The sequence below is a fragment of the Bartonella sp. AA2SXKL genome, assembly GCF_042197205.1.
GTDB lineage: Bacteria > Pseudomonadota > Alphaproteobacteria > Rhizobiales > Rhizobiaceae > Bartonella.
Genome location: NZ_JBHIRN010000002.1, coordinates 75,984 through 99,439 on the forward strand (window position 1 = coordinate 75,984; position 23,456 = coordinate 99,439).

The 23,456-nt window shown below is 39.2% G+C and carries 18 protein-coding genes and 2 pseudogenes; 9 read left to right on the forward strand and 11 right to left on the reverse strand.

Annotated elements, in window-relative coordinates:
* Positions 1-194 precede the first annotated feature (194 nt).
* Entirely contained in the window at positions 195-584 is a 390-nt protein-coding gene (locus tag ACFINS_RS01550) for a cell division protein ZapA (protein ID WP_375705793.1), read from the reverse strand.
* A 12-nt stretch (positions 585-596) separates the two neighbouring features.
* Complete coding sequence (locus ACFINS_RS01555) at positions 597-872, reverse strand: DUF4164 domain-containing protein (protein ID WP_005774573.1); 276 nt, start codon at positions 870-872, stop codon at positions 597-599.
* Between the two features lie 334 nt (positions 873-1,206).
* Between ACFINS_RS01555 and tkt the strand changes: the two genes are divergently transcribed.
* From tkt to ACFINS_RS01580, 5 genes are all read left to right on the forward strand, one after another.
* Positions 1,207-3,213: a transketolase gene (gene tkt / locus ACFINS_RS01560; protein WP_375705794.1), complete on the forward strand. Its 2,007-nt coding sequence runs from the start codon at positions 1,207-1,209 to the stop codon at positions 3,211-3,213.
* 203 nt (positions 3,214-3,416) lie between these two features.
* Positions 3,417-4,424: a type I glyceraldehyde-3-phosphate dehydrogenase gene (gap, locus tag ACFINS_RS01565; RefSeq protein ID WP_375611739.1), complete on the forward strand. Its 1,008-nt coding sequence runs from the start codon at positions 3,417-3,419 to the stop codon at positions 4,422-4,424.
* Between the two features lie 513 nt (positions 4,425-4,937).
* Positions 4,938-6,131, forward strand: coding sequence for a phosphoglycerate kinase (locus tag ACFINS_RS01570; RefSeq protein ID WP_375705875.1), 1,194 nt, complete (start codon positions 4,938-4,940; stop codon positions 6,129-6,131).
* Positions 6,132-6,240: 109 nt separating this feature from the next.
* Positions 6,241-7,272, forward strand: a complete 1,032-nt coding sequence (locus ACFINS_RS01575; RefSeq protein WP_375705795.1) for a class I fructose-bisphosphate aldolase — start codon at positions 6,241-6,243, stop codon at positions 7,270-7,272.
* Positions 7,273-8,029: 757 nt separating this feature from the next.
* A complete protein-coding gene (locus tag ACFINS_RS01580; protein ID WP_375679906.1) occupies positions 8,030-8,371 on the forward strand; it encodes a hypothetical protein in 342 nt (113 codons plus the stop codon).
* Between the two features lie 1,981 nt (positions 8,372-10,352).
* On the opposite strand, the gene ACFINS_RS01585 is transcribed toward ACFINS_RS01580, so the two are convergent.
* Entirely contained in the window at positions 10,353-12,143 is a 1,791-nt protein-coding gene (locus ACFINS_RS01585; protein ID WP_375682911.1) for an ABC transporter transmembrane domain-containing protein, read from the reverse strand.
* A gap of 187 nt (positions 12,144-12,330) precedes the next feature.
* Between ACFINS_RS01585 and rpmE the strand changes: the two genes are divergently transcribed.
* From rpmE to ACFINS_RS01605, 4 genes and pseudogenes are all read left to right on the forward strand, one after another.
* Positions 12,331-12,552, forward strand: coding sequence for a 50S ribosomal protein L31 (gene rpmE, locus ACFINS_RS01590; protein ID WP_005774581.1), 222 nt, complete (start codon positions 12,331-12,333; stop codon positions 12,550-12,552).
* 286 nt (positions 12,553-12,838) lie between these two features.
* On the forward strand, positions 12,839-13,153 hold the full coding sequence (locus ACFINS_RS01595) for a hypothetical protein (protein ID WP_375705796.1): 315 nt from the start codon (positions 12,839-12,841) through the stop codon (positions 13,151-13,153).
* Between the two features lie 97 nt (positions 13,154-13,250).
* A pseudogene (locus tag ACFINS_RS01600) lies at positions 13,251-13,497 on the forward strand (ABC transporter); the annotation flags it as partial.
* An 853-nt stretch (positions 13,498-14,350) separates the two neighbouring features.
* Complete coding sequence (locus ACFINS_RS01605) at positions 14,351-15,631, forward strand: hypothetical protein (RefSeq protein ID WP_375705797.1); 1,281 nt, start codon at positions 14,351-14,353, stop codon at positions 15,629-15,631.
* A gap of 463 nt (positions 15,632-16,094) precedes the next feature.
* On the opposite strand, the pseudogene ACFINS_RS01610 reads toward ACFINS_RS01605, so the two are convergent.
* From ACFINS_RS01610 to ACFINS_RS01645, 8 genes and pseudogenes are all read right to left on the reverse strand, one after another.
* Positions 16,095-16,773 (reverse strand): annotated as a pseudogene (locus tag ACFINS_RS01610) (inositol monophosphatase family protein); the annotation flags it as partial.
* 6 nt (positions 16,774-16,779) lie between these two features.
* Positions 16,780-17,571: an inositol monophosphatase family protein gene (locus ACFINS_RS01615; protein ID WP_375638271.1), complete on the reverse strand. Its 792-nt coding sequence runs from the start codon at positions 17,569-17,571 to the stop codon at positions 16,780-16,782.
* Between the two features lie 11 nt (positions 17,572-17,582).
* Positions 17,583-18,158 (reverse strand): elongation factor P, encoded by a 576-nt coding sequence (gene efp, locus ACFINS_RS01620; RefSeq protein WP_015856958.1) that lies wholly within the window; start codon positions 18,156-18,158, stop codon positions 17,583-17,585.
* A gap of 471 nt (positions 18,159-18,629) precedes the next feature.
* Positions 18,630-18,980, reverse strand: a complete 351-nt coding sequence (locus ACFINS_RS01625) for a helix-turn-helix domain-containing protein (protein WP_375705876.1) — start codon at positions 18,978-18,980, stop codon at positions 18,630-18,632.
* A 339-nt stretch (positions 18,981-19,319) separates the two neighbouring features.
* The gene (locus tag ACFINS_RS01630; protein ID WP_375629711.1) at positions 19,320-19,718 is read right to left on the reverse strand and encodes a hypothetical protein; all 399 of its coding nucleotides are present in this window, start codon (positions 19,716-19,718) and stop codon (positions 19,320-19,322) included.
* Between the two features lie 634 nt (positions 19,719-20,352).
* Positions 20,353-20,721 (reverse strand): helix-turn-helix domain-containing protein, encoded by a 369-nt coding sequence (locus ACFINS_RS01635; protein WP_375638272.1) that lies wholly within the window; start codon positions 20,719-20,721, stop codon positions 20,353-20,355.
* Positions 20,722-21,327: 606 nt separating this feature from the next.
* Complete coding sequence (locus tag ACFINS_RS01640; RefSeq protein WP_375620995.1) at positions 21,328-22,371, reverse strand: tetratricopeptide repeat protein; 1,044 nt, start codon at positions 22,369-22,371, stop codon at positions 21,328-21,330.
* 364 nt (positions 22,372-22,735) lie between these two features.
* Entirely contained in the window at positions 22,736-23,101 is a 366-nt protein-coding gene (locus ACFINS_RS01645; RefSeq protein WP_375677835.1) for a helix-turn-helix domain-containing protein, read from the reverse strand.
* Between the last annotated feature and the right edge of the window lie 355 nt (positions 23,102-23,456).

Genomic DNA, 23,456 nt, shown 5'->3' on the forward strand with positions numbered 1-23,456 from the left:
GTTTGTGCGGAGGTGAAATATTCAGGGTAGGGCTTTCTTGTTGAGGTTTAAGTTAATCCTATAAGTCGTGAGTAGCTGGAATCCTTCCTATAAGAAACCAGACTGTTTACAGACTGGCGTGGGTTTAAGATTTTTATCCTGTGAGATGTGGCGGACAAGTCAAATCTCTGGTTTATTATGCGCTGATGTACTTTTTAGAAATCTTCCTGTTCCTGTTCTTGTTCTTGAAGGTTTGTGCAGTTTTGATCATCTTTGAGCAATTGGTTGGTGAGATTTTCAATGCGTTGTGTGGTGTCACGCATAATTTTCCCCATGGTGCGGTCTCTTTCGTTGTGGAGTCGTAAAAGAGTATTGTAGTCTTCTTGTAATTTTTTATTTTCTCGTTTTATTTCTTCCATTTCATCGATAATCATTATGCCAGCCATAACCGATAAACGATGGTCGCCAATTTCACCAAAATTGTTCTTTAAATGTGTGATATATTGATCTAATTGAGCAGCAAGCGCAATAAGACGACGTTCTTGTCCTTTGTCACAAGCCATGCGATAAATTTTACCATCAATGGTAACGGAAACAGTTTCCATACATTCAAACCTTTATCTATCAATGACAACACGAATTGTTTCCATTGCTTTAATAAGACGTTTGGAAACTTCTTTGTTTACGGACTCTAAGCGTTCAATTTGGGCTTCAGCTTTGTCAAGCGCTTGGGCAAGATGGCTGCGGTCAGCATTCATTCGTTGGATTTCTTCTTCCCATTCGTTATTTTTATCAATAACGGCATTACGGTTTATTATGGTGATCTCTAAAGTTCTAAGTGCCTTTTCTAGGTGCTCTAAAGCATCTTGTAGAACTGTAGTCTCTTGGTTCATTGCTTTTATCCTTTGGGTAATTGTATCCTTTATCAATGTGTTATGCAAAAACGAATCACTTTCACTCTTGTGTTGTGTGCATTTTATTTTTAAGTATGTAAGATATTTTAGCAAGCAAAGCAGGGGATAGATATAAATTAAAAGCTGGATTTTTTGCGCGTATTGGCATAAATGACATGGATATACAGAACGCGTGAGGGGAATGTTATTAATATTATTGAAGTGGTGGCAAAAAGTCTCACGCTAAGGATTAGAAAATAGTATTTCTTGAGAATTTTAAGAGAATACGGAAAAAGCAACAGAATAACGTATTTAACGAAATGGTCGATTATTCATGACAAACACCCACCAACAGAATCAGATGGCCAATGCTATCCGTTTTCTTGCTATTGATGCGATTGAAAAAGCAAATTCTGGTCATCCAGGCTTGCCAATGGGAGCCGCCGATATTGCTACGGTTCTTTATACAAGATTCCTTGCTCATGACCCCAAAAAACCTCGCTGGCCTAACCGTGATCGTTTTGTGTTATCAGCAGGACATGGGTCTATGTTGCTTTATGCTCTCTTGTATCTTTCTGGTTATGAAGATATTGGCATTGAAGATCTCAAAAATTTTCGCCAATTAGGAGCAAAGCTTGCTGGGCATCCAGAATATGGGCATGTGGCGGGAATCGAAACAACGACTGGTCCTCTCGGACAAGGGTTGGCGAATGCCGTGGGGATGGCTCTTGGAGAGCGTTTGCAAAATGCCCGTTTTGGTGATCTTATCAACCATTACACTTATGCGTTGGTAGGCGATGGATGCCTTATGGAAGGGATATCTCAAGAAGTACTTTCCCTTGCCGGTCATTTGAAACTCAATAAGCTTATTGTGTTGTGGGACGATAATAATATTTCTATCGATGGAGAGATTTCCCTTGCTGACAGTACAGATCAGATTGCGCGTTTTAAGGCATCTGGTTGGGAGACACATAAAGTCAATGGGCATGATCAAGCAGCAATTGCGCGGGCTATTGAGGCGGCACAAAATTCCGATAAACCAACTTTGATCGCTTGTAAAACAACAATTGGCTTTGGAGCACCCAATAAAGCGGGTACCAATAAAGTTCATGGAGCCCCTTTGGGCGCACGAGAAATCGCTGAAACCCGTATCGCTTTAGGGTGGGATGCTGAGCCTTTCGTTATTCCAGCCGATATTCTCGATAATTGGCGCTTGGCTAGTCTCAATGCTGCTAAAAAACGCCAAAAATGGGAAGAAAAATTTGCTGATCTTCCTGTCTCAGAGCGTGTGGAGTTTGAAAGATTGATGCGGGGCGATCTCGTGGGCGGATTTGATGGCGCTATTGATACTTATAAACAGAAATTGGTTGAAGAGCGCCCCGTTGTTGCTACGCGTAAAGCTTCGGAAATGGCTCTTGAAGTGATCAATGAAGTCGTTGTTGAGACTATTGGTGGTTCGGCTGATTTAACCGGATCTAATAATACAAAAAGCAGCCAGATGAAAAGTATCTCTGCTGAAGATTTTTCAGGGCGCTATCTGCATTATGGAATTCGCGAACATGCAATGGGAGCTGTGATGAATGGTCTTGCCCTTTATGGCGGCTTTATTCCTTATGGGGGAACCTTTTTATGCTTTTCTGACTATATGCGTCCTGCTATGCGTTTGTCTTCTCTCATGGGGTTGCGGGTGATTTATGTCATGACTCATGATTCTATTGGTCTTGGTGAGGATGGTCCGACCCATCAACCCGTAGAGCATTTGGCTTGCCTGCGTGCAATGCCTAATCATTTTGTGTTCCGTCCTGCCGATGCTATGGAGACAGTCGAGTGTTGGCAATTGGCTTTGAAAGCATGCGGGACGCCTTCTACCTTGGCTTTAAGTCGACAAAATCTACCGCTTTTGCGTCAAGAGTATGAAGAAGAAAATCTCTGTATGCTTGGTGCTTATGAATTTCTAACAGCTAGCGATGATGCACAAGTGACGCTGTTTGCTTCTGGTTCAGAATTGCAAATTGCAGTGGAAGCACATGCGGTGTTAGAAGAAAAAGGCATCCCAACGCGTGTGGTTTCTGTGCCTTGTTTTGAACTTTTTTCTCAACAATCTCTCTCCTATCAGCGTGCTCTCATTGGAGATGCACCGATTAAAGTTGCCATTGAAGCTGCTGTCGCCCAAGGATGGGACCGTTTTATTGGCTGTGATGGTGTGTTTATTGGTATGGAGGGCTTTGGGGCAAGTGGAACAATTGATGCCCTTTATGCGCATTTTGGTATTACTTGGGAAAATGTTGTTGCCACCGTTGAAAAAGAGCTGGAAAAGATCAAAGAGGAAAAGACAAAGTGACAGCTTGTGTTGTCATGAATGGGGTGATTGTAGGGCATCATATTTTGTGCAGTATTGTGGATGATCTTGTGCATTATTGTGGATAAGTGAGTGAGTGATCAAGATATTGACATTGTGGGAATTAATGATTTTGGATTGGTGAAATACCCATTTATTGTGTTTTAAATGTTGTGCTTTTAAAAATTGATGAGGAAACATGTGAAATGACAGTTCGTGTTGCAATTAATGGGTTTGGTCGTATTGGTCGCAATATTTTACGTGCACTTGTGGAAAGTGGACGACAAGATGTTGAAGTGGTTGCAATTAATGATTTGGGATCGGTGGAAACAAATGCCCATTTATTACGCTATGATTCAGTTCATGGGCGTTTTCCTGGGATCGTTAAGGTGGTAGGGGATGCTATTGATGTGGGAGGTGGTTTAATAAAGGTATGCGCAGAGCGTGATCCTGCTCAATTGCCTTGGAAAGATTTGGATATCGATATTGCTTTGGAATGTACGGGTATTTTTACTGCGCGTGATAAAGCAAGTGCTCATTTAGATGCGGGGGCAAAGCGTGTTCTTATTTCTGCGCCTTCTGAAGGAGCAGATCTTACGGTCGTCTATGGGGTTAATCATCAATCTTTAAGCAGCGAGCATCGCGTTGTTTCAAATGCTTCTTGTACAACCAATTGTTTGGCGCCTGTTGCACAAGTTTTACACAATACGGTCGGCATTGAAAAGGGCTTTATGACAACAATCCATTCTTATACGGGTGATCAACCTGTGTTGGATACAATGCATCGGGACCTTTATCGTGCACGTGCGGCAGCTCTTTCTATGATTCCTACCTCAACAGGAGCGGCAAAAGCTGTGGGATTGGTCTTACCAGAATTAAAGGGATTGCTTGATGGTGTATCGATTCGTGTTCCGACCCCTAATGTTTCTGTGGTTGATTTGACATTTATCGCTAAGCGTTCCACAACAATCGAAGAAATTAATACAGCTATTGCTACTGCTGCACAAGGTTCTTTGAAGGGCGTTTTGGACACTACAGAAGAGAAACTCGTGAGTTGTGATTTTAATCATAATCCTCATTCAGCTATTTTCCACAATGATCAAACCAAAGTGATTGATGGTAAGCTCTGTCGCGTTCTGGTTTGGTATGATAATGAATGGGGCTTTTCTAACCGTATGAGTGATACGGCAGTGGCTTTTGCTAAGACAATATAAGAGGACCTCAGGGTCCTCTTTTTATAGGGAAAAGTCTCATTTTTGTGCAATTTTGAGAAAAACAGATAGAGGCTGTTGTTCTCATGCGCTAGAGAGAAGAGGCTATTGAAACATTGATGATGTATTTTGTTTTAATACTGTGTCAATACGTGCTTTTAAAAGATGAATGAAAGAGTAAACTTTAAAAAGTAAGATCTGAACGAGATACCCTTTGAGAAAACGTTAGAAAACAGGAGATGTAAACTCTTTTTCCTAGAAGTAAAAGGAAGCTTTAATAGAGATCAAGTTGAGCCAATGCATTTGTTTGCCACAATGGAATATGAAGATTAAGAGCAATGGTGGGCTTTTGTACATTTGACGATAAAAGCTTTGGCTTTTCAAACAGAGGGTGAGAGATGGGCTGTCGTGGATCTCTTGTAAAAGCAAAGAGGGGGGGATAAGTGGAAAGAAAAGTGGGCAGGGTTGTTGGATGCGTTTTTATTTGAAACAATGGAAAGTGAAGAGGAAGCAGTGATGGGGTTTCGTACACTTGATGATGTTGATGTTTTGGGTAAACGTGTTCTGGTGCGCGTAGATTTTAATGTTCCTATGGCGCAAGGTAAGGTATGCGATGAGACGCGTCTTGTACGACATAAAGAGACACTCGTTGAGCTGCAAAAGCGTGGTGCTAAACTTATTCTGCTTTCTCATTGTGGTCGCCCCAAAGGAAAGGTAGAGCCAGAATTTTCACTCCGTCCTGTTGTGCAAGTGCTGGAAAAGATCATTAATCAGCCGGTTGCTTTTGCTCCCGATTGTATCGGTTCGGCGGTGCAGGTTGCAGTTGAGTCATTACAAAATGGTGGTGTTTTACTGCTTGAAAATGTTCGTTTTTATGCTGGTGAAGAAAAGAATGATTGTTCTTTTGCTGAGGCTTTAGCCCATAATGGCGATCTCTATGTTAATGATGCTTTTTCAGTTTCTCATCGTGCTCATGCTTCGGTAGAGGGCATAACACATTTGTTGCCTTCCTATGCGGGGCGTTCTTTGCAAGGTGAGTTGCAGGCATTAGAAAAAGGATTGGGCAATCCAACACGTCCTGTAATTGCTCTTGTGGGAGGTGCCAAGGTTTCTAGTAAGCTTTTTGTGCTCAATCATTTGGTGGAAAAAGTTGACTCCTTAATTATTGGTGGGGGGATGGCTAACAGTTTTTTAGCTGCGCAAGGTATCCATGTAGGAAAGTCTCTGTGTGAACATGCATTGATGGAAACGATTAAAAAAATCATTAAAAAAGCGCAAGAGTGTCACTGTACCCTTCTGCTTCCTCAGGATGCTGTTGTGGGATTTCGTTTTGAAAAAGATGCACCGCATCGTCTTTATGACATTGAAGATATTCCACAAGATGGCATGATATTGGATATTGGGACGCGCTCTATTGCGCATATCAATGCTGCGATAGATGAAGCTGCTACTCTTGTGTGGAATGGACCCCTTGGTGTTTTTGAGATGTCTCCCTTTGATAAGGGAACCATTGCCGTTGCACGCCATGCAGCAGAACGTAGTTTGACGGGAAAGTTGGTTTCAATTGCGGGAGGGGGCGATACGGTTTTTGCCCTTAATCATGCCGGTGTTGCCAATGATTTTACTTATCTTTCGACTGCTGGAGGAGCTTTTTTGGAATGGATGGAAGGTAAGGTTCTTCCTGGTATTCTTGCCCTCATGCAGGCTTAAAGGGCTTCTTTGGAGGGGAAGGTTAAAGAAAAATTATACAGTCGTGTAGAGTGTTTTTGATAGTGTTGCGCATTTTTAGAAATTAAGACAAAATAAAGAGGACTTTTTTATGAATGAACGGCTTGAAGATATTGCACTTGCTTTGGTGCATGCAGGTAAAGGTATTTTGGCGGCAGATGAAAGTACGGCGACCATTGGAAAGCGTTTTGAAAGCATTGGTGTTGAATCCAATGAAGATAAGCGCCGTGCTTATCGTGAAATGCTTTTTAGTACAAAAGAAGCTATGGAAAACGCCATCTCTGGGGTTATTTTATTTGATGAAACCATTCGGCAAAAAGCATCAACTGGACAAATGTTGACGGATCTTATTCGTGGAACGGGGGCATTACCAGGCATTAAAGTTGATACGGGAGCCAAACCATTGGCGGCTTTTCCCCAAGAGACAATTACCGAAGGGTTGGATGGTCTTCGTGAGCGGCTAAAAGATTATTATGCTTTGGGAGCACGTTTTGCTAAATGGCGTGCGGTAATTGCTATTGATGAACACACTTTGCCAACAAGAGGCGCCATAAGACAAAATGCACAAGCTCTTGCACGCTATGCTGCCTTATGTCAGGAGTTGAATATTGTGCCCATTGTTGAACCGGAAGTGTTGATGGATGGATCATCGTGTGGGCATTCAATTACACGCTGCTTTGAGGTGACACGCACTGTTTTGCAGGCTGTCTTTAAAGAATTGTTTGAAGCTCGTGTTCTTTTGGAGGGGATGATTTTAAAGCCCAATATGGTGATTGATGGAAAGGATGCTCGCAAGGCTTCTGTTGAAGAAGTTGCTGAAAAGACCGTCCAGGTGCTTAAACAGACTGTTCCTGCCGCTGTTCCAGGAATTGCTTTTCTTTCTGGAGGACAGTCTGATCAGGAAGCAACGGCGCATTTATCTGCTATGAATTCTTTGGGCGTATTGCCTTGGAAATTGACCTTTTCCTATGGACGCGCATTGCAAGCAGCTGCCTTAAAAGCATGGGCAGGAAAAGATGAGAATATTGCTGTTGCACAGAAGGCATTTCGTCATCGGGCTCGGATGAATCATCTTGCGGCTTTGGGACAATGGACAAAAGAACAAGAAAAAGCGTGCGCTTGAAGCACAAGCTCTGTTTTTAAATGCGGAGAGATTTTTCATATTTCTGCGTGATTTTTTGTGCCCTCATCATGATAAAAATGGCGGGGGCATTTTAGGCTTGAAAGCTTTCTCAGAGAGTTTTTTCCTTGGACCTTTTAAAAGTCTTTAATGGGTGCTATCGAGAGATAAAATTGCGGGAGAGGTGCAATTTCGAGAAGGGGAGACAATGCTAGGAAATTTGTGAATGCACAGCACTTTAGTATGGTGTCGTTCATGGGTGGGTACTTACTTTTTGCGTGAAAATCATAAAGCTCATACTGTATTGAAGAGTTTGATATTGTGATATTTTTTCTTTTTCATGTTATCATTACTTGTCATCGGCAGAATTCATTTGATTGCAGTTTCAAAGGTGGATTAAGCGGGTAGATTAGAGAGTTGCGATTTCTGAGCGGATTGGAATACAGCTTATAAAGCTTTTCTACGTCAGGATAGCTTCCTCTTCAATGGGGGTAGTTTTTCTATTGGCGAACGAATTGAATAACTCTTGCGAAAGAAAATAGATTTGCACCTCAATAAAACACCTATTTTTTCATTAAAATGGATAAATTTTTCTTGTATTTTTTGATGATATAATTACAAATGTCTAACTTCATAGCATCTTGGCTTAAAACGGGGGGGAGTTGTGGACGGTATATCTTCTAAAAATAACAGTATATCTTCTAAGAATACAAGCATCAAAAGAAAAAATCGATACGCAGAACAGAGCTTTTCTGCAATTATGATGCGAAAATTGTGCAATATGGTGCGTGGGGTATTCGAAGGGATCTTTACAGTATTTACTTTCACAATTTTTCTTATCCTGTTCAACATACGTGGACCGGTTCATGCCATACTAAGCTTCTTTTCGGGTGCGAGTGGATTAGCGTGCTTTTTCTTTTTTGTCGGATACTACTTACAACGCCGCGAAGCAACAGCAGATGAAGCCGGTATATCGCTCACATTAATCTTAGCAATTGGTGAAGGCGTTTTTTCTATTTGCTGCATGTATGCTATGTGGGGTTACGACGCTCTCTTGTTCCGTTTAGCACCTCCTGGGTATGTTCTTATTCTCCCTGAATAAATAGAGTGCAATTCGTTTGCATACAAATAAAAATGAGAGGCTGTCTGCCTCTCAAATTCTTAATAATCGCTCTCCAAAATCATAACATCAAACCCGCTTTTAATGAAGGGACTAACAAGCCTTGGGTCCTTAAGCCTCAAGGCAACCCTTTACAAGGGCGGTGCGCCTAACGGCATCCTTGACCTTAAGACAGCAAAACGGCTTATGAACAAACTCTCTTATTAAGCCACATCATCTTTTATTCTTCTCATGCGGTTCTGAAATCATGATATAAGGGGAAAGCTTCTCATCGTGCCTAAATGGTAACTTATCGTGTGTTAAATGGAAAAATGAGAAAAAGCATCTTTATGCAATATAATCCAATTATAATTTTTTGATTTGAAGGTAAAGGGTTTAAAGTTCTACAAGACTGATACGATAAAGGGGGGAAGTTGCCTATCTTAGAAACTAAGGCGTATTTTAGGTGCTCTTGATATAGCTATCTCACCAAATGGTTTTGAAGACTTATCCTTTTAGCTCTATTCACTAAAAGGTCATTTTGAGGGGGCTTGGCTAATGAATGTAAAGGAAAATTAGCACGTAATATTTCGCTTTGCTGGTATAGATGCTGAATGAGTTAATTATCGAGAGGATCACTGAAGAGGGAGCGCTAAAAAATGATGAAAATCCTCCGTACTTCGGTGAATTCGTGGTTGAAGATATAATCGTAAAACTTGGCTTATCTGTTCCTGAAACAGCTGAATGGTTTGAAATGGTTAGGGTGTCAGTTCTGCATATGCTTGACTCGCTATACAAAAAAATTACGATTTCGTGCAAGCTTTAAAACATAAATACCCTAAAGATATATCCTCTTTGTACATGTTCTTATCATCGTTAAAATGCCTTCTTAAAGCACGACAGGGGATGCTATAAAGTTGAGGGCTGTAAAATATATGGGGCTTGGAGGGGGTGAGAAGATGGTGTTCAATCGAAGTACTCTATCCTTATTTTTATGGGCTATGCCTGAAAGAGAGAGCTGGAGAGACAATTTATGAGTAAAGAGAACGGTGTTTTGAGGTTGCGGTGTCTGCAAGAGCAGAACAGTGATCGTGGTGATATTTACAAACAATAAATTTGATAAAATTTTACAATTTTGCCAAAAGCCGGTTTATTATAAAAGCTGTTGCTCATGTGCTCTCACAAAGTTATAAGAAGCCCAAAAGTGCTAAAAAAGTCTTTGCTCTTTTTCAATAATATGAATCTGCAAACAATATTCAAAAAGTGTTCGTGTTTTTGAAAGAGAATAAAAGGATATTCTTGCAATAGAGAAGCGTATTTGTGAATTACAATTTGTCATGATTTTCGGTAAGCACTATTGTTTAGAGCGGTGAGAGAGGGCATGAAAAAATTTTCATATTCAGTTTTTTTAAAGAGTGTGGTCAGTCTTTAGGGTAGTGCTTGTGTCCCTAGAGCCTATCAAGTGAGCCGCATAAGGGTTTCAGCAAGCGAGCACCTATTATACTTTTTGCCAGCGTATACTCTTTTGTCAGCGCCCCAATGTTTTGACAGCCCTTAGAACGTAAAGGGGCAAGGGAGGTATTTTACCTCTTTCTTGTACCGTTTTACTCCACACACCAACTCTGCTTGTGATGAGCAAGCCAAGAGATTTTGTTTGACTCACTATGAGGGTTTGACATGAGAAAATCCTATGGTATTCATGATCTTTCATGGAAAACAATGAATTATCCTTATAAATCAACGTGACAGTGCTGTTATGAAGAGAACTCCTTGCACATCTTAATAGCCCATAGCGATTAACTTGGTATCATTTTATATTCTGTACACAGAAGTGTCTTTATAAAAATACTCCATCTTGCGCAGAAAAAAGAAAAACATCTCAATGCTTGCTTTTCTTTTTTCCATGAGAGATTTAAATTGATAAGCCTGTCTGAAAAAAGTGCTGTTTATGCCCTTAAAGATATTGCTCTTGTATCAAGATTACTTATTCGGGTGAAAATTGGAGTTTTGCGAGGTAAGCATAAACGCCATTTTTTGCCACAAGTTCGGCATGGGTTCCTTCTTCCACAAGGGCGCCTTTATCCATAACAAGAATGCGATCTGCTTTTAAAATTGTTGCCAAACGATGTGCAATGACCAAGGTTGTGCGGTTTTGCATCAACCCTTCTAAGGCGTCTTGCACCAACTTTTCACTGTTTGCATCTAAAGCCGATGTTGCTTCATCAAGCAGCAACAGGGGTGCATTTCTTAAAATTGCCCGCGCAATACCAATGCGTTGTTTTTGTCCCCCAGAAAGCATGGTACCGCGTTCTCCTACTTGCGTATCCAAGCCATCTGGTAAAGCTTGAATAAATTCAAATGCATTAGCCGCTTTAGCAGCAGCAAGGATTTCTTCTTCATGGGTATTTTCAGTTCCAAAAATAATATTATCACGCAATGTTCCATCAAAAATAGCAACATCTTGTGGAACATAGGAAATTGCACTGCGTAAATCTTGTAAAGAAAGGCGATTAATTTCTATGCCATCCAACCGAATTGTTCCATTTGTCGGATCATAAAAACGAAGGATCAAAGAAAAAATGCTGCTTTTTCCTGCTCCGGAAGCCCCAACAAAAGCAACCGTTTCGCCTGCTTTTACAGAAAATGAAAGCGAGCGTAAAACCTTCTCTTGTGGTCTAGAAGGATAGGTAAAATCAACCTGATCAAAAACAAGTTCACCTCGAACAGGTTGCTCTAATGATAAAGCATTTTTAGGAGCTACAATAGTAGGTTGTTCTTGTAACAATTCGGCAAGCCGTTCAGCAGCGCCTGCTGCTTGGATTAATTCTGCTCCCAGTTCCGATAATTGCGCAAAAGTAGAAGCTCCAAAAACCGCATAAAGGACAAATTGCCCTAATGTCCCTCCTGTCATCGTTCCATTCAAAACATCGCGCGATCCAATCCATAAAACAGCAACCACACTGCTAAAAACCAAAAAAATTGCAAACCCCGTAAAAAAGGAGCGCAAGATTACAGAAGCACGTGCTGTTTGAAAAGCACGTTCTATCAATTGTGAAAAACGTATTGTAACGAGTTTTTCAGCGGTAAAAGCTTGCACAGTGCGAATAGCACTTACCTGCTCTGTAGCAACAGCATTGGCATCTGCGAGACGATCTTGCGCCGCGCGGGTACGAGAGCGAACTTTACGTCCAAAGACGACCAAGGGAATGGCCACAACAGGAATAGCAGCTAAAACCAACAAAGACAATTTAGCATTGGTGATCACCATCATCACGACGGCTCCGATCACGATAATCAGCTGACGCAATGCGGTAGAGGCGGTAGAGCCCACAGCTAATTTTATTTGTGTGGTATCTGTTAGAAGCCTTGAAACAATCTCTCCTGAATGTGATCGATCAAAAAAAGCAGGAGAAAGTTTCATAATATGGACAAACACATCACGCCGTAAATCGGCAACAATCCGTTCTCCTAAGGTGATAACACAGTAATAACGGGCTGCTGAAGCAAATGCGAGAAACAAGGCTAAGATAAACAAAATTCCAAAGTAAAAATTGATATGTCCATGGCTTGAAGTAGAAAACCCATGATCAAACATTTGGCGGATAGCCACAGGCAAAGCTAATGTGACTAGAGCAGCAACAGATAACGCTAGAAAAGCAAAGATAAACAACCAACGATAGCGCAAAAGATAAGGAACAAAAATTGCAAGCGAAGAGAATGAAGATTTTTTAGGGGAAGACTTTGTCGATTTTTCTGAACGAGAACGTAATGTCATAAAATTTTGCTCACTGTATTGGATTTGTAACACTTGATACAATGATGTATCTTGAACACTTGTTTTTTGATGCGTGCTCAGTTATAGGAATAAATACTTTAAATCAATGTATCAAAAAGACAAAGGAAGTGCACTTAAAAAAACAAGCAAGTGCTATTTCATTCTATAAACGCAAAAGGTTTGACGCATGAAAGCGAATATTCACCCCAACTATCATAAAATTACCGTTGTTATGACGGATGGAACCCAATATACGACGCGCTCTACTTGGGGAAAAGAAGGCGATACTCTTAATCTAGATATTGATCCAAGAACGCATCCGGCATGGACAGGTGGCTCCCAAACACTCGTAGATCGTGGTGGTCGTCTTTCTAAATTCAAAAATCGTTTTGGTAATATTGGCATGTAAAAGCCTCCTTTTTATGGGGAACAAGGGTTTTAAACAAATCGATTGCAAACGATGAGTTTTTTATCCTATCAAAGAGTGCACTTTAAATATTAATTCAAAAACGCATCCGACATAAACAGATGGGTCTTAAACACTTATAAATCATTGTGGTTGCGTTTTTAAATTCAAAAATCATTTTGAATATATGCATAAATCCTTTCTTCCCTAGAGTATAAAGACTTGAAATAAAATAATTGTAAACTTTTCTTCTTTTTTTGGAACTGAACATACCCATGGAGAGGAAATTTTGGCCACTTCTAAAGCTGCCAATGCATTTGAATTTATTCAAGCTTTACCAGATGGCTTGGATACGCAAGTAGAAGAACGTGGTACTATGCTTTCTGGGGGGCAAAAACAACGCATTGGTATTATACTGGCGATTTTAAGAAATGCAGCCCTCTTGTTGCAAGCTGGCACCGTCATTATATTTGCCAACTCGTGGATGTTGCTACAGCCCTTGGCACTTGAGATAATTTATTATAGGCATTTTAAGTTCTTTCTTAATAGTTTTTTATTCACGCGGGCTCTCTCCGCTTGGTACGTGCAAAAGACATGGTTTTGATTGGTTCACCATGGAACAGGTTTGAAATGAGAGAATCTTACGGTATTCGGGATTTTCATTCAACCTATAAAATAATGAATTATTATTATAAATCAAAATGTTGCTGCTTGATGAAGCAACATTTTCTTTAGATGCAAACAGTGAAAAGTTAGTGCAAGATACCTTAGAAGGATTGATGCAAAATCCTAAATCCTAGTCATTGCACATCGTTTGGCAACAATTTTAAAAGCAGATCGCATTCTTGTGATGGATAAAGGCGCCCTTGTGGAAGAAGGAACACACAACTCATTATAAAAAATAATGTTTATGCGCATTTGGCTAAACTGCAATTCTCATCTGAGTAAGTGATCTTGATACAAGAGCAGTATTTTTAAGGGCATAAACAGCACTCTTTTCAGACAGGCTTATCAATTTGAAACTCTCATGGAAAAAAGAAAGGCAAGTATTGAGATGTTTTTCTTTTTTAATAGGCTGTTCTTTTTTTTTGCCTGAGATGAAGTCTTTTTATAAAGACACTTCTGTGTACGAAATATAAAATAATACCCAGTTAAATCGCTATGGACTATTAAGATGAGCGAGGAGTTCTCTTCATAACAGCACTGTCACGTTGATTTATAAGGATAACTCATTGTTTTTCATGAAAGATCTTACATGGAATTTCTCGTTTCAAATTTGATTATGTTGCATTAGTCAAAACCATGTCTCTTGCATATACCAAGCAGGGAAGATTGCGTGAAGTAAAAATACTTAAAGAAAGAATAAGTCTTCTTCATGAAGCGTCTCAAGTTTTAGGGGCTGTAGTAATATTGAGGGGATTAGGAAAGTGTATGATGATGTCGCTTTACTAAAAAAGAGCCGATAAATGAGTAGAAAGACGCTTTTTATCAATTTTATAAAACAAGGTGAGCACGCAGCCATGTTTTGCTGTGTTAGGCTTTTGAGTACTTTGAACCAATATTGTGGGAGTGCATTTTAAGAATTATAAAGCTCTTCTTAAAAGTGCATAAATCATTAGAGCAGTACAATTAAATACAAATTGTTTTATTTTACCAGAAAAAATATCTGTATTTTGTGTATTGTTTTTATTAAAATATAATATGTAGTGATTTTCAAATCAGATATACACATAATGATACAATATCGAGGGATCGATAAAAGAGCTGCGTTAAATACTGGTGAGAATAAAAGAAAGCAAGAATGAGTGATCACGATACTTTCATAGTTATAGTAGGAATAGTTATAATAGGGAGCATAATCTATAGTCTTTGGTTAGCAAATTATCAGAAAAAGCAATTAAGTGAACAACTTGAGCAATATGAGAAATTATGGCAGCTAAAAGATCGAGAGTGCGCGATATACCAAGATATTATTGCACAATGGGAACAAAGGCTTGTTAAAAAAACTCAAAAAATATCGCCAAAATGGATTAAACAATGGGATGAAGAAGCAAAGCATTGGGAAAGAGATTTACTGGAGATAAAAAATCCTGAACATTGGCTATCTTCTGAATCGAGCGGACAATGGCCTTTGATGGTAAAAGATATTTGTATGCAAGGATATGGAGAAGCGTGGTTTTTGTATGAAAAGGCGCTGACAAAAGAACTGACTGATGAACATATCAAAAAAATAAATGAATTAATGATGCGTCCAATTTTTAAAGAAACTTATCCTAAAGTTGTGCGATTCATGAGACAGAATGGTGTCACATTACGAAAGTTTGTGGACCCTTTGACGAAAAAAAAGCGCTATAAGCCTACAATGCTGTTGTTTCATTGGTGGTTATATATGATTGATGATATGATTACGGCTGAATATGAACAGCAACTACAAGACAAGGCTTCAGGATACTATGAAGAGTTAAAGTCTTTGGAAATTTATTATGCAGATATACCTAAATATACAGAATATGAAACGCTAGAAGAGATACTGTCTTGTTGGTATCTTAGTCTGCCTAGAGATGCTGAATTACTATGCATTTATAAAAGAGAGCTTCTAGCATTATTGTATGATATTTCCAGTGCTTATAAAGCGGCAAGAAAAACTTTTATTTACTATAAGCAGCTTATTGATACGGTAAAAGAAGGATATATGGCCTTTGATAAGGATTGTCGTTACTCCACGGTTAGAAATGACATTGATGTTTGTAGAGAGAAAGATAAAGAAAAGAAAAAGGGGTTGCGTATTGCTAAAGAGACTCCAACATATGAAAAAGCCTATAAATTAGGAGTCATAGAATGGATGAAGTGGTCAAGTAAGAAATGTGATAATCAATGGATCTTTTGGAAAATGCTTGTCAAAATAGGAAATTCAAAAGAAAAATTAAAAATCATTTTTGGTGATGAAAAGGTAAATGCACTGGAAGAGGCTATCAAAAAAGATCAAGAACAGTTCGTGAGCGAATTTCAAGAAGCAATTCTCGAGAACAAAAATGTGCATTTTTATAAATCCCATGCCTATTTGATACATACTTTAGAATAATGCTGAAAAGAAGGAGAAGCTGATAACAATTGTATGAATCGGTGAATTTACTGAAACCTCTGTTATCACACGCGGTGGTGAAACATATTGATAAGCAGTGAGAGTAATGTACAGCAGCTCTTACCAAAAAGGAGAGAGTGATCTCTCAAGAGAAGTAGGAGAGGTTTTTGCCTCAGGTGCGATAATTGTTTCTTGTGGCGTTTGGTTGTGATGTTTTTTTGTTTATTGCCTTTTTCAGTTTGTTTGCAGGGGAATTTGAATAACAGAAACGTCCATAAGGTAAGCTATTGGGGATTGCTTTTGTGGGGGCTTATAGCAAGTACATTTTTTGTTCGTGGTGATGTTTTTTGTCACTATCTAATCAGTTATTTCCTATCGTTATTTGAAAGAAAATTAAAAACTCTTTCTTCATGTGTTTGTTTAAGGTTCTAAGGGTTTTGTAAAAAACTGTAAGAATTAAATGCTTTTTTGAAGTTTTTTTTATAGTTTGATGCGAATGTGTTCATTGCCGGCAATGATATTTTTTTTGCGGAATATATCGCTACCGCCTTCTTTATCGGTGACAAAACCACCGGCTTTGCGAAGCATCAGTATGCTGGTAGTTTTATCAAAAATGTGCAGGTTATCTCCCCAAAAACCATCGGTTTTTTCTGCGGCGACATAAGATAAACTCAAGAGCAGCGCCAAAACGGCGCAATCCAGTAACTTCCATCATTATATTGCGTAATTCAATAAGATAGGTTCCATGATTTGGGCGACCAAAATGAGGCATTCCCGTGGCAATGACACAATCTTCCAGTCTGCGTCGAGCAGAAACGCGACAGCGTCGGTTATTGAAAAAAGCACCATACCCGCGTTCTGCGGTGAAGAGTTCATCACTCACGGGATTGTAAATGACACCACCAACGATTTTTCCTTGGCTTTCTAAGGCAATGGAAACAGCAAAAAAAGGAATGCCATGGAGAAAATTTGTGGTGCCATCTCAAAGGGTCAACAATAAAACGGTGTTGTGAATCTTCTCCAGTGATTTCTTCTGACTCTTCCATCAGAAAACCAAATTTGGGGTGCGCTTTGCTTAATTCATTTAAAATAATTTTTTCCGCTTTGCGATCTGCTTGGCTGAGGTAATCTGCTGGATTTTTTTAGGCTTAAATGCCTTTTTTGAGGGTTTTTTCTAATTTTAGGCGAATGTGTTCATTGCCGGCAATGATATTTTTTTTGCGAAATATATTGTTGCCGCCTTCTTTATCGGTGACAAAACCACCGGCTTCACGAACCATCAATATTCCAGCAGCCATATCCCAAATTTGCAGGTTATCTTCCCAAAAGCCATCGGTTCTTCCAGCAGCCACATAAGCTAAATCAAGAGCAGCAGCACCAAAACGGCGAAGTCCGGCAACCTCTGCCATCACATTACGTAATTCAATAAGGTAGGTTCCATGATTTGGGCGACCAAAATGAGGCATTCCTGTGGCAATGACACAATCTTCTAGTCTGCGTCGAGCAGAAACGCGACAGCGGCGGTCATTGAAAAAAGCACCACACCCGCGTTCTGCGGTGAAGAGTTCATCATTCACGGGATTGTAAATGACACCACCAACGATTGTCCCTTGGCTTTCTAAGGCAATGGAAACAGCAAAAAAAGGAATGCCATGGAGAAAATTTGTAGTACCATCTAAAGGGTCAACAATAAAACGGTGTTGTGAATCTTCTCCAATGATTTCTTCAGACTCTTCCATCAGAAAACCAAATTTGGGGCGCGCCTTGCTTAGTTCATTGAAAATAATTTTTTCCGCTTTGCGATCTGCTTGGCTGACATAATCTGCTGGTCCTTTCAAAGACACTTGCAAATTTTGCACTTCACCGTAATCACGTACCAACGAGCGTCCTGCTTTCATTGCAGCTTGCACCATGACATTCATGACTGCAGAATGGGCCATTTTTTATTCCTTTATTTATCTTTTTCATTTGCGCGACGCAAATAAATCAACTCATTGGTGTCTACAATGATACGTTCACCAGCATTCATAAAGGGGGGAACAAGAATACGAATCCCGTTTTCAAGAATGGCGGGTTTATAAGAGGAGGTAACCGTTTGTCCTTTGATGGCAGGGTCGGCTTCTGCAATCGTGACAGCAACTTGATCAGGAAGTGAGATGCCAATAGGCTTTTCTTGATAAAGTTCAACTGTAACTGTCATCCCATCTTGGAGAAAAGCAGCACGTTCACCAACAAAATCCTTTTGAAGTTCTAGTTGTTCATAAGATTCTGAATCCATAAAGACCAAAGCATCCCCTTGTTGATAAAGAAAGGTGAAATCTTTTTGTTCAAGGCGCACGCGTTCGACTGTCTCAGCAGCGCGAAATCGCTCATTAAGTTTTGTACCATCAATCAAATTTTTCATTTCAACTTGGTTAAATGCACCACCTTTTCCTGGTTTTACAGCGTTACATTTAACAGCAACCCATAAGCTTCCTTGATGTTCGATCACATTACCAGGGCGAATTTCATTGCCATTAATTTTCATCGTTTCTATCCAATTCTATTCTTGCAAAAAGAACTCTCTTGTTGTTTTTATGGCGCTTTTCTTTGCTGCCTTTAACAGTCAAGCTCTTTTGTTATTTTCGGGCTAAAATCCCTTTGATTAACCTTGCGGCTCTCTCATGGTCCTGTGTGCTCTTTATGGGCTTTCTCCTGCTTTTTGCAAAGAGAAAAGCTTAAGTAAAAAAGGACCTTTATGTATTTTTGCTTTTCAGTTCTTTGCAAGACCATAAAAAGCGCTCAGACGCAAGCTTTTTAAAAATTTGCACAAAAATTTTTTAGAATTTTTGGGGAAATTTATCCCGTTGTGTCGTAAAATATCATCATTGATGGCAATAATATAATTGATGGCAATGATATAAGTTCCCTAAAACCATGAGGTGTTTTTAATTAAGAATATGTGATGAATATGTGAATACGGAGTTTATTATAGTGTCTCATGGGATAGAGCGTGGTGTTAGCTTTCATTTTGATCAGAGAGTAATTGTAAAAAGGCTCTTTGTTTTATCGAGATTAGGACTCTAAATTTTTTTAAAAGCAGGTATTTTTCTGTACTTGATGCGATTTCATCATGAGAGTACGGGGGCTGTTGTTTTGTTAAGATATCAGCATAGAAAAAGACAAGTGGAGCATTTAGGATATCGGCTATTTCTTTTAAACGCTCTGCGCTGACACGATTTAAGCCGTTTTCATATTTCTGGATTTGTTGGAAAGTAACACCTAAATGTTGACCTAATGTTTTTTGAGACATCTTCAACATTTTTCGTCTCAAACGAATTTTTTTGCCAATGAATTTGCCGCTGAAAATGTCGTTATAAGGATTTTTACCAAAACCCTAGAAAATGCTACACGGGATATAGAAAACTCTTCAGCTGCTTCAATCACAGATAGTCCAAGTTTTGCATTTACATCTTCGCGTAACAATTCACTAGGGTGTGGGGCATTTTCATTATTTTTAGTATTCTTCTTTTCTTAAATCTCAAAGCTATAATTTACACTATTTTGTATTGTCACAATCTATAATAAAATTTATCCACTCTGGCTAAAAATGAGGTTTTTTATTGAGGTGCAAATCTCTTTGCCTTTCGCAAGAGCTTTTAAGTCTTTACGTGTAAAATATAGAGTATGTTTACATTAAATAGCGGGTTCATCTGGGCTGAGTATTTATATAAGAACGCGGCTCTCCGTTCACGTTATACTGAAAAAGAGACACTATAGTGCTACTATTTAATCTTATTCTATAACTCAAATTCACACCCATGTTTTGTTGCTTTTGAGGTTGATCTGTATAGATCACATTATATCCATTCCGTCGCAACAGATTGATAAATAAAGGAGTAAAGTTGTCTGCTGTATTATTTTTCTTTATAAGAAGTGTGGTTGTAGCTGGTGGTAAAAACCCTTTGTTACCGCTAATAAATTTGTTAGCAACTAATTGTGCCTGACGCTTTGTAAGACTTTGATCAACATAATTTGATGAATAATTGCCTACAGATGCGCAACCAGCCACCAACACAACCGGTGACAGCAATAAATATTTTAACATCTTTAATTCCCCTTACTTATTGTTGCTCTTTATTTGCGAAGCTCCTCTTCCAGAAATTAAGAGCAACTTTACTTATAGCACATTAACAACATATCGGTATCTAATCAATCGGTTAATTAATCAATGAATAATGGTTTCAGCTGTACAGGCTGCTTGAAGTGCTTCTGGTGGCGTATATTTTAATAAACTGCTGCTTTTAGTGATTATGATAAAAAAGCAAATTTTTGCGTTTGCATGTTAAGATCATGTCCTCTATCACCATTATAAAATGATGCGTTAGGTTCTGTTCCAGATCGACCAAAAAAAATTTTCAAGCATTGCTTTTTAAGGGCTGTCTTTTTTTAAATACGTATGAATGCTTATTCTGTTTGCTGTAAAATACTGTCGTTTGAGGTGTGGTGCTATAAGACATAAAACTTTGTACATGTGATGTTTTTATGAGAGTGTGTGGTGAATATTTGAGGGAGAGCTTGTCCGGATAATCTTGTGAAATGAACCACATAAAATGGGAAGCTAAAAGAGTTCTGTTCTGAGAAGACGGATTGTTTCCCAACTGGATAGGGAAGGGGCTTCTGTCCTTTGAGGGATGGGAGGCAAGTCAAGAATAGAGAGTGTAGCGCCCTATATTATGATGTTAAAAGCTTTCATTTTGATCAGAGAGTAATTGTAAAATGGCTCTTTGTTTTATCGAGGTTAGAACTCTAAATCTTTTTAAAAGTAGGTATTCCTCTGTACTTGATGCGATTTCATCATGAGAGTACGGGGGCTGTTGTTTTGTTAAGATATCCGCATAGAAAAAGACAAGTGGAACATTTAAGATATCGGCAATTTCTTTTAAACGCCCTGCGCTGACACGATTTAAGCCGTTTTCATATTTCTGGATTTGTTGGAAAGTAACACCTAAATGTTGACCTAATGTTTTTTGAGACATTTTTAGCATTTTTCGTCTCAAACGAATTTTTTTGCCAATGAAAATGTCATTATCAAGATTTTTGGCTCGCATTTTAAAGCCCCCTCCGAGTGCGAGCGCCCTCGCATTGGTATTCCGGGAGTTAAAAACACTGAGTCCGAATCAGCATTTTGCTTTTAGTGCTTAAAGCACCTGGACATAGCAAAATCTCCCGGAATTCCGGGATACCCACAGAGTGGGTTCATTTTTATGTATCGGACCTTAGGGTTTTTAATCCCCGTTGATCGTTGCGTATACGATCAAAAATACCTTTAAATATGTAAAGTAATTTCGGAGGCTTGGCAATAAAAAATAGTTTTTTTATAAGAGACGGCGTGTTTTTCGTCCAAGCAAAAAGAATGAAAAAATAGAGCTTGCGGAATTTTCGGGATAGTCTAGCTCTTTTGCTTATTGGATATTGTTTGTTAAGCAAATGATACCAGTGCGTTTTCTTTACCAATGAAAATGTCGTTATCAAGATTTTTGGCTCGCATTTTAAAGCCCCCGCCGGTTGCGAGCGCCCTCGCGTTGGTATTCCGGGAGTCTAAAAACACTGACCTCGAATCAGCCTTTTTGCTTTTAGTGCTTAAAGCACCTGGACAGAGCAAAATCTCCCGGAATTTCTATAAATTTTATCTTTTTGAAGCAGAGAGGAGTATTTTAAAAAACAGGAAGGAGCTTTATTGCTTCTTTGTGCGCTTTTTCTAGTTGTGTCTTGTCCATGCCTTGGAGCATTATTTCAAGATCAGGAGCTTGCATTTTTGCTTCCTTTGCGAGCATATACCATGCCGCTGCCATTATTATATCGCCTTTTGTTCCTGTGCCATCTCGATAAAGCCTTGCAAGGGAAATCTGTGCTGGTGCAATCATGTTGACGGCATTTCTGTGAAGTAAATGAAAAGCACGCTGAAAATCTGTTTCTCCTCCACGCCCCTGTACAAGCCATTGTGCTAAATGAAGTTGAGCTTTTAAGTGGTTGTTTTGAGCTGCTACTTCCATAAGCTTGCGGGCATTGCGATCATCTTTTGGTCGCTTTAATGTGCCTAAGGAAAGAATTTTTGCAGCAGAAAAAGCCGCTTCAGCATCGCCAAGAGCAGCACCTTTTAAGTACCATTTTAAGGCTTGCTCTATTGCTTCATTTTCACGACTTTGGGAAGAAACACCAGGGAGAGCTTGTTTTTCCTGTGAGGCCTTATAAAGAAGCAGTTGTCCATAATAAAAATAGGCTTCCTTGACGCCTGCTTTGACAGCTTTTTGAATGAATTGCGCACCAAGTTCTTGATTTTGTTTTATAAAGTTACCATCAAACAACATAAGTCCATAGCGTAGTTGTGCTTGGGGTTCCCCCTGTTTTGCAGCGCGTTCAAACCATAAAGCAGCACGCGCACCGTCAATAGGAACAGCACATCCTTCCATATAAATTCGGGCAAGAAGAGTTTGTGCAAAAGGATCATTTTTTTCAGCACGTCGGAGTGCTTCACGAAAAGCTTTTAAATAATAACCTTGGATGTAATAGTCATAGGCTTGGTCATAGTCTCCAGCTTTTAAGGGCTGAAAGGGTTCTTGAGTGTTTGAAGCTTCTTGAATCGTATTGAAAGAGCTTTCAGAATTTGAGATTTCTTCAGTGTTTCCCGCTGAACTTACAGCAGAACTTGCAAGCCCAATCACGCCTAAGATAAGCAGCTTCACGCTTCTCTTGATCATGGTGTTTTCTCCTCATTACCGATCAGAATTTTCACATTTTTTTTTCATCATTACAAGCCGTATAAGAATCTCATTTCTATATTACTTTTTATCTCTCAGTTTTTCGTCTTGGTTCAAGGTAGGGTTGGGTAAGTTAAAAAAGTAGCATAAATGTCGACGAGAGACAGACTGTTTAAAACAGTCCTGTTAAAAATAATACAGTTCTGTTAAAAATAATAATGATGAAGGGTTATCGTATGTAAAGATGCTTATCTTCTATTATATCAATGGCTTCTCCGCTTAAAATGAAAAAATGCTTACAATGGAGGTTGCTTTTTAAAATATGTATGAATGCTTATGAATAGCGCACGCTATCCGTGTGATGTTAGCTTGCATTCTCATCAGAGATTAGCTGTAAAAAGGCTTTCTTTTTTACCGTTGTTAGAACTCTAAATCTTTTGAGCAGCAGGTATTCCTCTGTGTTTGATGCGATTTCATCATGGTGGTATGGGGGCTGTTGTTTTGTAATGATATCCGCGTAAAAAAAGGCAATGGGAACATTCAAAATATCAGAAATTTCCATTAAACGCCCTGCGCTGACACGATTTAAGCCTTTTTCATATTTTTGAATTTGTTGGAAGCTTACGCCTAAAGCGTGCCCTAAAGTTGTTTGAGACATTTTTAGCATTTTTCGTCTCAAACGAATTTTTTTGCCAATAAAAAGATCAATATTAAGATTTTGAGATTGCATTTTTCCCCGCCGGTTGCGAGCGCCCTCGCATGAGTATTCCGGGAGCTTGAAAGTACTGAAATCTAATCAGCTTTTTTTGCTTTTAGTGCTTAAAGCACCTGGACATAGCAAAAACTCCCGGAATTCCGGGATACCCACAAAGTGGGGTAAATTCATGTTTAGATTTTCGGGCTTTCAAGACCCTCTTGGTCGTTGCGTATGCGACCAAAACATCTTTTAATTCATAAAGTAATTTTAGGAAATTTACAATAAAAATTAAAATAGTGTCTCTTAACGTGTCGTTTCTTAAAATGGAGGGGTGGCATGTTTTGCATTCAAGCAATAAAGTGTTCACAAAGGGGACTTTGAATAGCAC

What these genes read in the sequence shown, in the direction of transcription:
- ACFINS_RS01550 (WP_375705793.1), bottom strand. Translation starts at nt 584, where the DNA reads ATGGAAACTGTTTCCGTTACCATTGATGGTAAAATTTATCGCATGGCT.
- ACFINS_RS01615 (WP_375638271.1), bottom strand. Translation starts at nt 17,571, where the DNA reads ATGGCCCATTCTGCAGTCATGAATGTCATGGTGCAAGCTGCAATGAAA.
- ACFINS_RS01645 (WP_375677835.1), bottom strand. Translation starts at nt 23,101, where the DNA reads ATGCAATCTCAAAATCTTAATATTGATCTTTTTATTGGCAAAAAAATT.
- gap (WP_375611739.1), top strand. Translation starts at nt 3,417, where the DNA reads ATGACAGTTCGTGTTGCAATTAATGGGTTTGGTCGTATTGGTCGCAAT.
- ACFINS_RS01580 (WP_375679906.1), top strand. Translation starts at nt 8,030, where the DNA reads ATGATGCGAAAATTGTGCAATATGGTGCGTGGGGTATTCGAAGGGATC.
- ACFINS_RS01635 (WP_375638272.1), bottom strand. Translation starts at nt 20,721, where the DNA reads ATGCGAGCCAAAAATCTTGATAATGACATTTTCATTGGCAAAAAAATT.
- ACFINS_RS01555 (WP_005774573.1), bottom strand. Translation starts at nt 872, where the DNA reads ATGAACCAAGAGACTACAGTTCTACAAGATGCTTTAGAGCACCTAGAA.
- ACFINS_RS01630 (WP_375629711.1), bottom strand. Translation starts at nt 19,718, where the DNA reads ATGTTAAAATATTTATTGCTGTCACCGGTTGTGTTGGTGGCTGGTTGC.
- tkt (WP_375705794.1), top strand. Translation starts at nt 1,207, where the DNA reads ATGACAAACACCCACCAACAGAATCAGATGGCCAATGCTATCCGTTTT.
- ACFINS_RS01585 (WP_375682911.1), bottom strand. Translation starts at nt 12,143, where the DNA reads ATGACATTACGTTCTCGTTCAGAAAAATCGACAAAGTCTTCCCCTAAA.
- ACFINS_RS01575 (WP_375705795.1), top strand. Translation starts at nt 6,241, where the DNA reads ATGAATGAACGGCTTGAAGATATTGCACTTGCTTTGGTGCATGCAGGT.
- efp (WP_015856958.1), bottom strand. Translation starts at nt 18,158, where the DNA reads ATGAAAATTAATGGCAATGAAATTCGCCCTGGTAATGTGATCGAACAT.
- rpmE (WP_005774581.1), top strand. Translation starts at nt 12,331, where the DNA reads ATGAAAGCGAATATTCACCCCAACTATCATAAAATTACCGTTGTTATG.
- ACFINS_RS01605 (WP_375705797.1), top strand. Translation starts at nt 14,351, where the DNA reads ATGAGTGATCACGATACTTTCATAGTTATAGTAGGAATAGTTATAATA.
- ACFINS_RS01570 (WP_375705875.1), top strand. Translation starts at nt 4,938, where the DNA reads ATGGGGTTTCGTACACTTGATGATGTTGATGTTTTGGGTAAACGTGTT.
- ACFINS_RS01640 (WP_375620995.1), bottom strand. Translation starts at nt 22,371, where the DNA reads ATGATCAAGAGAAGCGTGAAGCTGCTTATCTTAGGCGTGATTGGGCTT.